The sequence below is a fragment of the Keratinibaculum paraultunense genome (assembly GCF_016767175.1).
Lineage (GTDB): Bacteria > Bacillota > Clostridia > Tissierellales > Tepidimicrobiaceae > Keratinibaculum > Keratinibaculum paraultunense.
This window is the reverse complement of record NZ_CP068564.1, coordinates 2236433-2250844: the sequence shown is the minus strand read 5'-3', so window position 1 is coordinate 2250844 and position 14412 is coordinate 2236433. Positions and strand designations below refer to the sequence as shown.

At 25.7% G+C, this 14412-nt stretch carries 12 protein-coding genes; 11 read left to right on the top strand and 1 reads right to left on the bottom strand.

The features are described from left to right. The first annotated feature begins 1 nt into the window (after position 1). The 3 genes from istB to JL105_RS11100 all read left to right on the top strand — a co-directional run bounded on the left by istB (position 2) and on the right by JL105_RS11100 (position 2314). Complete coding sequence (gene istB / locus JL105_RS11110) at positions 2-754, top strand: IS21-like element helper ATPase IstB (protein WP_202690526.1); 753 nt, start codon at positions 2-4, stop codon at positions 752-754. Positions 755-805: 51 nt separating this feature from the next. Then, on the top strand, positions 806-1123 hold the full coding sequence (locus tag JL105_RS11105; RefSeq protein WP_202690525.1) for a tyrosine-type recombinase/integrase: 318 nt from the start codon (positions 806-808) through the stop codon (positions 1121-1123). A gap of 228 nt (positions 1124-1351) precedes the next feature. Further along, the gene (locus tag JL105_RS11100) at positions 1352-2314 is read left to right on the top strand and encodes a hypothetical protein (protein ID WP_132029188.1); all 963 of its coding nucleotides are present in this window, start codon (positions 1352-1354) and stop codon (positions 2312-2314) included. A 323-nt stretch (positions 2315-2637) separates the two neighbouring features. Here JL105_RS11100 and JL105_RS11095 read toward each other — a convergent pair whose 3' ends face one another. Next, positions 2638-3054: a 23S rRNA (pseudouridine(1915)-N(3))-methyltransferase RlmH gene (locus JL105_RS11095; RefSeq protein ID WP_132029185.1), complete on the bottom strand. Its 417-nt coding sequence runs from the start codon at positions 3052-3054 to the stop codon at positions 2638-2640. Between the two features lie 200 nt (positions 3055-3254). Here JL105_RS11095 and JL105_RS11090 point away from each other — a divergent pair, with 200 nt between their 5' ends. The 8 genes from JL105_RS11090 to JL105_RS11055 all read left to right on the top strand — a co-directional run bounded on the left by JL105_RS11090 (position 3255) and on the right by JL105_RS11055 (position 14352). After that, complete coding sequence (locus tag JL105_RS11090; protein ID WP_202690524.1) at positions 3255-5690, top strand: DNA methyltransferase; 2436 nt, start codon at positions 3255-3257, stop codon at positions 5688-5690. Then, positions 5690-8695, top strand: a complete 3006-nt coding sequence (locus JL105_RS11085) for a DEAD/DEAH box helicase family protein (RefSeq protein ID WP_132029182.1) — start codon at positions 5690-5692, stop codon at positions 8693-8695. Before JL105_RS11090 ends, JL105_RS11085 begins: the two co-directional genes overlap by 1 nt. A 237-nt stretch (positions 8696-8932) precedes the next feature. Then, positions 8933-10600 carry a hypothetical protein gene (locus tag JL105_RS11080; RefSeq protein WP_132029179.1) on the top strand — a complete coding sequence of 556 codons (1668 nt, stop codon included), beginning with the start codon at positions 8933-8935 and terminating at the stop codon, positions 10598-10600. Between the two features lie 407 nt (positions 10601-11007). Next, the gene (locus JL105_RS11075; protein ID WP_132029176.1) at positions 11008-12090 is read left to right on the top strand and encodes an HNH endonuclease; all 1083 of its coding nucleotides are present in this window, start codon (positions 11008-11010) and stop codon (positions 12088-12090) included. A 298-nt stretch (positions 12091-12388) separates the two neighbouring features. Next, positions 12389-12733 carry a hypothetical protein gene (locus JL105_RS11070; RefSeq protein WP_202690523.1) on the top strand — a complete coding sequence of 115 codons (345 nt, stop codon included), beginning with the start codon at positions 12389-12391 and terminating at the stop codon, positions 12731-12733. 268 nt (positions 12734-13001) lie between these two features. After that, positions 13002-13859 (top strand): hypothetical protein, encoded by an 858-nt coding sequence (locus JL105_RS11065; protein ID WP_132029173.1) that lies wholly within the window; start codon positions 13002-13004, stop codon positions 13857-13859. A gap of 81 nt (positions 13860-13940) precedes the next feature. Then, a complete protein-coding gene (locus tag JL105_RS11060; RefSeq protein WP_132029213.1) occupies positions 13941-14138 on the top strand; it encodes a DUF2281 domain-containing protein in 198 nt (65 codons plus the stop codon). Continuing rightward, entirely contained in the window at positions 14131-14352 is a 222-nt protein-coding gene (locus tag JL105_RS11055) for a type II toxin-antitoxin system PemK/MazF family toxin (RefSeq protein ID WP_237722283.1), read from the top strand. The genes JL105_RS11060 and JL105_RS11055 overlap by 8 nt, the downstream gene beginning before the upstream one ends. Positions 14353-14412: the final 60 nt, after the last annotated feature.

Sequence of the window (14412 nt, the reverse complement as noted above, 5' to 3'; positions counted from 1 at the left end):
GATGATAGGTAAAATTGATTATATAAAAGAATATGCCAAAGAACTAAAGCTATTAAATCTACAGAAAAAGATAGATGAGTTCATAGAACATGGAGAAAATGAAGATTTATCATATCAAGAATTTCTTTACCAAATATTAAATGAAGAGATAATTGCTAAGGAGCAGAGGAAAAAACAAACTCGATTAAAAAATGCAGGATTTCCTGTAATAAAGACAATAGAAGAATTTGATTTTGAATTTCAAAAGTCTATCAGCAAAAGACATATAAACAGGCTTCTAGAAATGGACTGGATAGATAAGATATACAATCTTATCTTCCTAGGTCCTCCTGGTGTAGGGAAAACTCACTTAGCCATAGCATTAGGCTATAAAGCTATAGATATGGGATACAAGGTAAGCTTCATCTCAATGGACAATTTGGTCTATTCATTAAAAACACAGGATATAATGAGAAAGAGTAAGATAAAGATAAATAAAATACATTCCTCAGACCTTGTAATTATTGATGAAATTGGATATCTACCAATTAATCGTGAGGAAGCTAATATGTTTTTCCAGTTAATATCAGCCTTACACGAACAGACTTCAATTATAATTACATCAAATAAGGGCTTTGGAGATTGGAACGAATTATTAGGAGACCCAGCATTAACTACAGCTATATTAGACAGGCTTACCTATAAATGTGAGTTATTTAATATGACTGGCAAAAGCTATAGGCTTACACATAGAAAATCCTTTTTAGAGGATTAGAAACTGGAAATTGTTCGGGAAAATTATTTTCCGAAATTTAAGGAAAAGTACTTGCCGTTTACAGTAGCAGATAAGGGATTAAATTATAATGATTATCTATTTGAGAGTAGAAAGAAAACAGAAAGGATATATATAAGCACTACACAAGCATATAGAGTGCTTAAAAAGGCAGCCATAGCCGTAGGGATAGAAGATTTTGGAACACATAGTTTAAGGAAAACCTGGGGATACTGGACTTATAAAGCTTCTAGATATAATATAGGACTCATAATGGATACATTCAATCATAGTTCTCAGTCGATAACATTAAAATATATTGGAATAACTCAGGAGGAAAAGGATGAGCTATATAGCTTGGTTCAATTCTAGGATATATTGTAAACCTTATTAGAATTAAATAAATTAAAGATGGGTGAAGATTTGATGTTTGAATTAATAAAAATAAAGATAAATAAGAAGATAATAACATTTTATAAACATAAAAATCAAAAAGTTTTAAGAGAGATGTACAAATAGTTAGACAGACTATTGGTACATCTTTTTTATTGACTATATGTAATATAATTAGAAACTTTAAAATAAGAAAGGAATGAAAAAATGAAAGCATTTTATGATGAGATATCATTAATGGATACTAATTATTTTAGTGATAGAAATTTTTTTAAAATAACTGTTGAAAATCCAGATTATTATAGTATATACATGGAGTCTATTGATAAAATTAAATATAATTATGGCATAGATAATAAACATACATTAGTACAAAAACAACTGGGTGCTACAATAAAAACAACTTTTATAGATACTTTGACTAAAATATATGAAGCTGATGAATTTGATACTTCTATTTTCTCTGACTTTGATAAAATGTTTATAAAAAACATGTTTGAACAAAATAATTATAATATATTTAGAAATACATGTGTAGAGTTAGACCTACTTGAATTGCAAAGAGACTTTAAATATTTACACCAAAATGAATTTTCACGAAAGCTCTCTAACACTTTGCTAAAATTTGTTTGCTATAAAAGTGAAAAGTATGGGAATAAAAATTACTATAGAATAAATACTGAGATAATTAAAAGGTTCTATATAGATGATTTTGAAATTAGTGCAAATCAATTAGAAATAGATAATCTAAAGGACTATATTTTACAATCTCACAAAATAAAGTTTCAAATTAGTGACCAATTTATTAGTCATATTCTATATGGGTATTCAAATTTTATAAATGGAAATATGGTGAGACTATATAAAAATATACAAGCTATACGATTAGTAAATATATTGCAATTTAATAGGTTTAATCAAATTAAAGAAAAAAGTCCAAAAGTGAAAATTAATCTGGAGAATCAGACTGAAATGCGTCCATTAACTTTTTGTAGGAAATTATCAACTAAGAAAAATGATATAGAGGACTTAATAAAAGAAGTAAAAGAGAAGGAGACTATTAGAATAATTAAAGATTATTCATATAGTAACAAATGTTTTAATATAGAACTCATACCTATTTCTGAAAAAGAAAAGGCTTTATTTTTGGCTAGTATACACTTTATTTAATAATATGAACATGTAGAAGTATATATAAAAGGCAAACCTATATAAAATTTAGAAGGGGAATCTAATATATACTTCTTATAAATTCATATAATTTCTTATAACAATAAAAAGCAATTTCATATAATTTCATATAAGTTCTTATAATATATAAAATATATAGATGCTTTAGCATTAGACATACAATATATACATGATTTTGACATAAAAAAACGCCGTATCATAGTAATATGCACATTTGTCACCTTAACTGCAGAGAGTTCAGTTTTAAATAATTAGCCTTTTATTTGTAAAAACATATCTTATTTGCAAATAAAAGGCTTGTCCTATTTATGGTAGGGTTGATTGTTAATTATACGATACGCTCTATAGATTTGTTCGAATAAGATTGTAGCTTGTAATCCTATCTCCATATCCATAGTACTAATCATTATAGATTCATCAAAATTATCTTTGAACATTTCGAGAGAATCTCCTAAAATAATAGTTATATTTGATATACCAGTTACCCCATAAGAATTAATCTTTTCAGCAAGTTCTTCAGAGGAAACATTGGCACCTTCAGTGGATATTAATATCACATGGCTATTTTTAGATAACTTTGAAAGTAATTGCTCTCTATTTTTTATATGATGCAATTTAATTTTGCAGTATTTACTTAATCTTTTTTCATATTCTTTTATTGCTTCGATGTAAAACCTATCTATTTTATTTTCATCGACAATATAAATTTTGTAGTTCATAGCATATCCTTTCAATTAAATTATTAAAGACTATTCAATTATAATTGAATAGAGGTGAAATGAAAAGGATGTACCATGAATTATTTTAATTTAGAAGATAAGGTAGAAAATTTTATTTCTTATTTGTAAAAAATAGATATAATTGTTAGAATTAAAGTAAGATTTTAATTAAAATATATTAGAAAGCAAGGGTGAGTATTGTGACTTATGAAGATAAGTTTTATGAGATATTAAAAGATATGTATATTGGGACACCGATTAAAGGAGATTCTGGATATGTAAATCTTATGACTATGAAGGCTAAACATTTTGAGATAATAGAAGAAGAATTGACTAAAGTAGTTAATGAGAAAACTAAGAAATTTCCAGAATTTAAAGAAGAACTTTATGAAAGGCTATATGATTTTTTTAAAGATTATTTTACAGACACTGGCTCAGTTTATTATACCTATAATGAATTAAATAAAAATACATATGAGAAAGTTTATTCTGAGAATGAAGATGTATCATTGTTCTGGAAAACTCAGATGCTTTATTATGTAAAAACTGATATATTATATCAGGATATTGAATTTGAAGTAGATGGTATTGACTATTACTTTGATGTTTCCAAATTAGAACATAAAAAAAACAATGAGAAGAAAGAGATAGTTTTTAGGGAATGTATAGTAAAAGAAAATAAAGACAAAAAGAAAATTATTTTTTATCCTGAGTATAAATCTGGCAATAAAACTACTAAAATTGATGACATATTAAAGAAATTAAATAAAAACGGTATTGAAATAAGTGAAGATGAACTAATAAAAGTGTTTAAAATCTTTAAAAAGCAATCAGAAGTAGATTATTTTATAAATAAGAATGCAAAGAAATTTTTAACAGATAGATTTGATATATATCTTTATCAGTATATGTTTGGTGATGGGGAAAGAAGTTATAATAAATTCAATGAAAAGAGAATTAATCAACTAATGGTATTAAAAGATATAGCTTATGATGTAATAGATTTTATATCTCAATTTGAAGATGAGTTAGTAAGAATATGGAATAAACCTAAATTTGTTTTAAATTCAAATTATGTAATAACAATAGATAAGCTTACAGATGAGATAATTAACAAAATAGCAAATCATCCTAATTTAGATAGACAAATAAGGGAATGGGAAGAGCTAGGGATGGTAGAAGATGGTTTTGATTTTAATAATAGAGATGAAGAAAAACATAAACATTTACCTATAGATACCAAATATTTTAAAGATTTAGAATTAGATATACTAGGTTTATTTGACAATTTAGATGAAGAATTAGATGGGAGATTAATCCACTCAGAAAATTATCAGGCTTTAAATACCCTATTACCAAAATACAAAGGAAAAGTACAATGTATATATATAGACCCACCATTCAATACTGGAAGCGATTTTATATATGTTGATGAATATAAAAATTCCACTTGGTTATCAATTATATATGACAGAATATTACTTGGAAAAGAATTTATGAAAGAAGATGGTAGTTTTTATTTGCATTTAGATGATAATGCGAATGATTATGGAAAACAAATTTTGAAAAAACTTTATTCTGAAATTACCGAAATTATATTTGATACAAATGCTACAAAAGATGAAGAAGCTGATTTATTTGGATACAAAAGTTTTGGAGAAAATTTTGTATTAAAACATCAAACAATTTTCTACTGTAAAAATGGAAAAAGCAAATTTAATAAATTATGGAAACCTAATAGAAATACTACAAAACTTGATATTGGTTGGTTAGATTTGATATCAGAAAAAAAAGAAGAAATAGAAAAACCCAAAAAAATACATGACTTCAATTATTATATTGAATATTGGGAAAATGGTGAATTATTGAAAAAGAATATTGAAATTAATGAAAAAATATTTCCAATTGGGGATATTTGGAATGATATATTTTCATTTACACAATCAGAAATGAGAGTAAGTGAAAGCTTTGGCTTTAGTTCGGCACAAAAACCTGAAAATTTATTGAGAAGAATTATTCAAGCTAGTACAGATAAAGGAGATTTAATTTTGGATTTTTTTGGAGGAATAGGAACGACCTTTGCAGTTGCACATAAATTAAATAGAAAATATTTAGGAGTTGAGCTAGGAAAATATTTTAAGGAGTTTTATTATGATAAAAAAAATGAAAAAAAATTAGGCATTTTAGGAAGAATGAAATGGGTTTTATATGGTGATAAAACAATGAAAGTGATTGATAAAATTAGGAAACCTCATCTTTCAAAAGACATTAATTGGCAAGGTGGAGGATTTTTTAAATACTATTCTTTAGAGCAATATGAAGATACATTAAGAAAAGCAGTATATAAAGATGATGAACATTTGATTTATAATCAAAACAAATCTCCATTTGAACAATATGTATTTCTAAGGGATGAAAAGTTGAATTATTGTATGGAAATTCAAGGTGACGAGGTTAAAGTAGATTTAAGTAAATTATATGAAAAGATTGATATACCAGAAACATTATCTAATCTAACAGGAAAATGGATTAAGAAAATAACAGAAGATGAAGTAATATTTGAAGATGGAACAAAGGTTGATTTGAATAATATAGATTATAAAATGATAAAACCTCTAATTTGGTGGTGTGAATAATGAAAAATATATTGTTTGAAAAAATAATCGACATAAATAAATTTGACGAACTTCCATCTAGTTGGGAAATACCTAATATAAAAAAATATTCTTTTAAAAGAACTCTGTTTGAATATCAAGAAGAAGCTATTAAGTATGCAATTTTAGGGTTATATAAATATTATGAAGATATAGAAGATTATTTAATAGATGAAGAATCTGAAGCAAATGACAAAAGAAAATCAGCTATATTTGAAATATATAAATCTATATATGATGGAAATATTGAATCAGCTGCAGGACAGAAAAGAAGGAGTAGTAAATACGGATTTAGGGATGAAGTATTTGAAATATATGAAAAACATTTCAATGTAGAAGAGGATACTATTAGTTTTAAGGAATTTACAAATAGAATGAATTTTTGGATGTCAACTGCTAGTGGAAAATCTCTTGTAATAATCAAACTTATTCAAATACTTGGAATTCTAATGGATAGAGGGGAAATACCTAAAAACAATATAATGCTATTAGCCCCTAGAAATGATTTACTAAAGCAATTAAAAGATGAATTAGAAGACTTTAATTTAACCCCAGATAATCCCCATATTAGATTGGTAAATTTAAAAGAATTTGAAGGTAAAAAGACTAACACAGAGCAGATGTCTATGTCTTTTTCAAATGAAATAACTGTATACTATTACAGGTCAGATAATTTTATTGATGGCCATGATACTGATGCGATGCTAAATTATGCTCAGAGAGTAAATAATGGTAAATGGTATGTAATATTAGATGAGGCTCATAGAGGGGAAAGTGGAGACTCTAAAATGAAGGCATACTTTTCAGCATTTTCTAAGAATGGTTTTCTGTTTAACTTTTCTGCAACTTTTACGGATGAAATAGATAAAATAACTACAATTTATAATTTTAACTTAAAGAAGTTTTTAGAAGCAGGTTATGGAAAAAAGATATATGTATCTAAATCTGAGTTTGATGATTTCAAAGGTAAAATAGAAGATGATGAAGTTATAAGAAACAAAAAAAAGATAGTATTAAAAGGATTAATAACATTATCTTACTTGAAAAAATGCTATGAGGAGTTAAGTGATATAGATAAAATATATCATAGCCCTATGATGCTTACTCTAGTAAACACAGTTAACAAATCTAAATATGAGACAGACCCAGATTTGCTATTATATTTTAAGGAGATAATGGAAATAGCTCAAAATGGTTGTGATGCTGATTTGTTTAGAGAGGCAAGAATTGAGCTTATAAATGAATTTAACAAGGGACAATATATGTATAAAATGGGTGATATTGATATAGATACAAATAAGGTCAGCGGTATTGATATAGATGAAATATATAAATATGTGTATAATTCACGGGAAAAAGGTGAAATTGAAATAAGCTACTCAAAAGACAATGAAAATGAAGTTGCCTTTTTCTTAAAAACATCTGAAAATCCAAGTCCATTTTGTATTGTAAGAATTGGAGAAGCTAGGAAATGGGTAAAAGATAATTTAAAGAACCTGACTATAACTGAAAGATATGAAGATAAAAGATATTTTGAAAATATTGATGAATATGAAGATATAAATATACTTATGGGCTCAAGAGCCTTTTATGAAGGATGGGATTCTTTAAGACCTAATATAATTAACTATATTAATATAGGCACTCAGGCTCAATCACAAAAATATGTTCTACAATCTCTCGGTAGGGGGATTAGAATCCAACCAATTAAAGGAGAAAGAAAGAGAATAGATAAAATTAGAGGTGAAGAAGTATTAAAAAAATTAAATCCCATTAAACAAGATAGTACTCTATTAACTTATGGTCATTCATTAGAAAGCCTATTTGTATTTGCTACCGATAAAAATGTATTAGAAAAAGTAATAGATGCGATGGAAAAGGATACTGAAGAAGATATAGAAATGGTAGGGATAGATAATATTAGAAAATCAGAAGCACCATACACCCTTTTAGTTCCCAAATATAAGGAAACTGAATTTATAAATATATGTGATATGCCAAAATTTTATATTTTAAAATCAGACTATGAAAGAATGAGACGATATATTTTGGAAAATAATGATAATAATTTACTTTTGAAACATGACATAAGTTTAAAGCAATTAAAAAAGATTAAAGAATTGTTGGTAGACAAAAACAACTTTGAATTTACAAATTTAAATACTTATTCCAATTTAGATATATTGATATATAAACTAAAAGAACATATAAGAATGAAGGATAAAATATTAAGTTTTAAAGAGATTAATGAGGATAAAGATATTATTCACTTTAAAAAGATAAAGATATCTAAGGATAAATATGAAAAAATTGTTAAAGAGATTGAAAAGGTAAAAAGAGCAAAAGAGAGTAAAACTAATAGAGATGAAATACTAGATAAGCTGCTTGAGGGGGTTATTTCCAAAGAAGAAGCTACTAAATATTTAGATGAAACTAGTAAAATATCTGATAAAATTGAAGTAGAGGGAGTACAAATAAAGTATATACCTGAGCATTATTATTTACCTATAATTACGACAGAAAATGATAAAATTGATTATATTACACATATTATTAAGGAACAAAGCGAGCATTGCTTTATAATTGATTTAGAAAATTATATAGAAGATAATAAGGATAATATTGACAACAAGTATGAATGGTGGATGTTTAGTAAGATAGATGAGACCATAGATAAAATATATATACCTTATTATGATGAGAAGAAGAATAAATATAGACAATTTAAACCTGATTTTATATTTTGGTTGAAAGAGAAAGAAACTGGCGTCTATAAAATATTATTTGTAGACCCTAAGAGTACATCTTTTTCAGACGTTAACTATAAGATTAGAGGTTATAAAAGGTTTTTTGAAGGCAAAAAAGAGTATAAATATAAGGAAGAGATAGTTCAAACGCAACTTATATTATATAATAAAAAGGGTTCAGGTAGTATATCAGAGGAATATAAAAAATATTGGAAAAATAGGATAGAGGATATATTTTAATTATACAGCAGTAGGCTTGACATATTAGGCCTACTGCTGTATTTTAATTTTTATTAGATTAAATATATTTATAAAATATAATGTTTGTTCATATTGTAAAGGAACTGTTTAGAATTAGTATGATAAATTTATTGTAAAAAGGGATAAAAGGTCGTTATACAAAATGGGAGAGGTTATGATGTCAAATATAAAATCAATTATGGCAGGTGTTAGAATGGTAATGGTAGAGGTGGTATTATGAGAAACATTCTAAATGTATTGAACGAAAATGGTACCTATATGACAGTAAAGTATTATGGATTGAATGATTTGGCTACACCGAATGATTTAAAAAATATAATAGATAATAGGATACTCATATGTGATTATTATATGGATAAAGATTTTACAAAAGATTTAACTTTAAATGATTTTATAGATTATTTAGTTCTAAAAAAGATAATAGAAATACAAGAAATCATACCATACATTAAGAATAAGGAGAACCAGGAAAGTTTTCAAAATTTAATTTTAAAACTAGAAGGGAAATATAAGGAATTCAGTGTAGGAAATATTATTAAATTTATTAATATAAACATTAAAACTATATTTATGAAAGAAAGGGAAATTTATGATATAAAAAATGTTACTCTTGATTTGTGTATAAAATATCAAGGGGGGATATCAGAAGATGTATTTTTATATCTTATAGATAATTATAGTTACCTAATATTTGATAACTATGATAAACTGCAAAAGACATTAGAAAATCAAACTACCTTATTTGAAAAGTTATTTAGTAAAGATATAGTAGAAAATGCTATTAACTATAGACTTAGTAAAATAGGTGATATAATAGCATCTGTTTATAATCGAAAAAAAGAAAACTTATATGATTATTTAGATATTGCTGTAAATACAATTATTAATTACGGTGAATCTATAATGAACAAATTAAGTATTGACAATATTATGGAACATCAAAATACTATTTATGAAATTTATAATATTTTGAAAAGGATAAACCATATAAAGGGAAATCAATTTGAGGGATATGTTGAAGTGTCAGAAGAAATAATGGACAAATATTTGAAAGAAAAAGGAAAAGTTATTACGTATGAAATTCCCGTTGTAGATATTATAAAAATGCTAAAATCAGATATGCCATGGGAATTTAAGCCTTTGAGTTTAACACATAGCTACGATAAAGAATGTGATATTATGAAAAGTAATTTAAATTTTCCGCCTAAAGAAGAAACTTCATTCTTAGATTTAGTATCCTCAAATATTGATTCAGATGATTATTTTACTTTTTCCCATCAACAGAATTTAAATGTATATATAACAGTAGGGACTGCAGCTATATTTTCAATTATGAATGATAAAAAATTATTTGTAGAGAGCTTAATTTGGTATATTGGATATTTAGAATTTATATGCCAAGAATTAAGATATGGGAAAAAAGATATAATATTTGATATGAAATTATTATACAATATGCTTGATAATATATTTAGTAATATTGGAGAACTAGATGATGAGAGAATGCAATCTTTATGTTATGGTCCCTCAATGTATATTTGTGCATTTACAGAAAATATATTGCGGGTTACATATAAATATATTAAGCAGGATGAAGAATATGTGCCCAGTAGTATAGGGACTATAGGCCAGTATTTATCAATTGAAAACGAAGTAATTAAAGAAATATTGGGTGAATATCAAGTAAAGCATTTACTATTCTATTTTGGGAAAACCCAAGAAACAAAGATAGGATATAATTATAGAAATAAATTAGCACATTGGAATGAAATACAAAAGAAAGAACTTTCACCTCAGCTAGTTTGCAAACTATTCTTTTTAATGATTAATGTTATTAATTCGATATTTTATTATTTTTATGAAAAGAGAAGGGAAAATTTTTAAAAATAGTAGAACTTAATAAAAATATTAATGTTTTTGTATTTATAAAACTAATATTAATTTTTATTTTATTAAATTAACGTGCAATGGTCCAAAGAGGTTAAGAAGATTAATTGTTTGTACAATGGTTTATATATAATGGTTGATATATTAGGTTTAAAAATGACATTGGGAAAAAATACGGTGAACCTTATCATAGTAGGGACAAGCTATAAATATGAATATAAAATTATCAAAAATATAGAATGAGTGGTATTATAATTCCTTTAATTATTAATTCAATATATGAAGTGATTTATTGGCAGTCCAGTTTTACATAATAAGTATCATTGAACACTCATTAAGAGATACTGAGGAATTAGATAGGATAAAATTCATAACTTCTTCGTACTTTATAAAAGGAGGCTTTTATGGAAAAAAGGCTTTGTATTTTTTGTGATGAAAAAAAGACGCAAAATGATTTTAATAAGGAACATATAATTCCAGATGCATTAGGTAATGAATCATTAATAATAGATTGTGTGTGTAAAGATTGTAATAGTTTGTTAGGTAGCAGAATCGATGTTCATTTAACTGATTCATTCTATTTAATAGGTAAAAGAGCAAAATTAAATTTAAAAGGTAAATCTGGAAAAGTTCCTTATATATTAACAAATGCAACTGGTATGAAAACAGTGGAGAATAATCGAGGTGTAAGTCTGAAATATAATAAAAGGAAAGAACAATATGATATTAGAGTACACCCAAAAGTAATCGCTGAAGAAGATGGTAGAATAAGAATTATAGCATCTACTGCAGATGAGATAATTAATATAGCAAACACTAGAAAAATTAGGAAAAAGGGGAAAGGATTAAGTGATAAAGAACGACTTGCATTAATTGAAGAAATTGAAAAAAACAAGAAGACTAATGAAAAGAAAGAAAATAGGGAAGGTGTAGCTATAAATATAAAACTTGAATATGATTTAAGAAAAATCGAGTTAGCTTTTTTAAAGATAGCATATGAGTTATTATATTTTATATCTATAAGTAGTGGAGATATTATTAATACAGAAAAATTAAGAAATGAAGAAACAATAAATAAAATACGAGAAGTGTTATATTTAGAAATGATTGGTAATGAAGATGCTAAAGATGAAAATTATGACAATTATTGGGAAGTTAGCATAAAGACAGATAGAGATATGGAGGAATTTATAAATAAGGATAATGTGACTAGATTTGAAAAAGAAATAGAACAGATTTTAGGAAACAATAATTGGCACTTTATAAATATATTAAATATAAATAAACAAAAAGAGATTCTTATAATAATTAGATTATTAAACATAGTAACTTCAATTATAGTTATAAAAAGTATTGAAATAGCTGATGGAATTCCTTTTTCAATACCGCTAATTGTTGATTCTACAAGTAAAAGATGTATTTCTTTACAAGCTGATATAATTACTAAACTAATTCCGAACTTAGTAGTATCTAAAAAAAGAAATTAAGTTAATTATAATGATAAATTATTATAGCGGATTGAATAAAATTAGTTAAATATAATATAGTAGGTACAATAGAACCATAGGATTTAGAAATATTCTATGGTCCTATTTATAATTCAATTAGAAATATCTATTATCAAATAAGTTTTGCTAGTAGAGTCGATACGGTGAACCGTATCATAAGTAGTGGACAAGCTATGGGTTATAGGATAATGTTTAAGGGGTTATCATAAACTAGAATTAAATGATATAATATGTATAAGTAGGAAAGGGTGTAGCTAAATTATTTAAATCTAGAAAGGTGGATAAGTATGGCATATCACGAGTTTGGAATTATGGAAAATGCCCCAAAAAATACCAAAGATTTGATAAATATGAACCTGAAAAATTTGAACTTATTAAAATAAATGATGATTTTATCGAACCGCTATTGCCAGAATTTCAGTGTATTTGCTGTTATTGGCATACACTAAAATGTCCAGGAATGAATCTTGCATATTGTGGTATAACACTTATACCACCTGAATCAGTTGATTCCTTTATATCTATTTTTAACAAACACTATAAAGAACCATATAATGAAATAATTGCATTGTTTGAAAAAACCAAGATAAGAGATAAATATGTTATCCATTATGGGATTTAGGCTAGAATTAATAGTACAATTTGTAGCTGTCTATATGGCATATAATTTATAAAATTTTCATTAATAGATTTAGGTGCAACGAAATATAATTTGGGGGAACAAGGTATATGAATAAAAAACTAATAAAATTTTTAATGCTCATATGCAAAGTTTGTCCAATGGAAATTTCCTCATGTTTGGGAACAATATGAAAAAGGAAATAATAAATATATTAATATAGATTAATTCCATATAAAGACTATTGAAAAGATTTAAGGGGGATAAATGGATGAAATATATGACATTTAATAACTCATGCTCTTATGCTGGTGTAGCTAATATGCTTGAAGATTTTAATATTCATATAGAGGATTATGAATTAGCAATTGAAATGAAGGTACCTTTTATATTTAAATATGATGAAAAGTGGGGACGATATATATCAGGTTCCATGCTTCAGGAGGATAAATATTTCAATTATTATTTGCAAAAGTTAGGATTAAGGTTTATAGAAAATGAATTTAATAGAGAAGATGCATTAATATTTTTACATAATCTAAATAATAAGGCAATGCTTGGTTTAAATATTAATGGGATGCATGCGGTAATTTATTGTGGAACCGAAAATGGAAAATATATTTTTTTAAATAATAGAAGAGAGGATTCAAATGAACCTAAATATTATAAATATGATTTTAGTGAACTTAGGAAAAAAATGAATCAAAATGTTGCTATAGGCTATATAGAAAAAGATATTGGAAATTTAAGGTTTGATATAAAAGAAGAAATGGAGAACTCCATCTTATATTTGGAAAAGTATAGGAGTGAAGTTAAAAATTTTTGTACCAAGGGACATGATGTAAGTTCATTAAAATGGGCCATGAATTCGCTTTTTCGAGCCTTGTTTTTAGATGTATACTCCATGATGGATATTATAGGAGAAACAGAATTAGTTATATCAATAGCTAAGGTTCGATTAGATTACTTAAATGCAATGAATCTAAATAAAGCATTGAACTTATCAGAATATATTTCACTTAGTGAATTAAATAAAATAATAGATAGGTATAGAGAAATAATAGAATTGGAGATAAGTAATTCTTCCTATAATGATGGATATAACTTAAATAATCACATCAATCTCTAGATTATATAGTATTTATATTATATGTAGTAAATAATATGGTATAATAAATATATATTATATTATTTGAAAGGTAGTGATAGAATGGACACTGCTAAACAAATATTATTAAAACTTATAGATGAAATTCCAGAAAATCAAATACACGAAGTAATAGATTTTATAGGATATTTAAAAATAAAAAATGAGAGAGATATGTTTAAAGAGTTAGAAGAGGCAAGTAAAAGTAGCATGGACTTTTGGAACAATGACATAGATGACGAGGTATGGAATAATGTATAAGCAAGGAGATATATTACTAATTCCAATACCATTTACAGATTTGACATCCAGTAAAAAGAGACCTGTTCTTGTACTATCAAATGATGATTATAATTCTAAAACAGAGGATATAATAGTGTCTGCTATTACTTCGAATATTACATCAAAGGACTATAGCATATTTATTACTAATAGTGATTTGTTGGAAGGAAATTTAAAAGTGGATTCGGGGTAAAGCAATTTCAAACAAAGCAAAATCAGGGATATGTAGTTTTATTTTTTAAGACTAATCAAT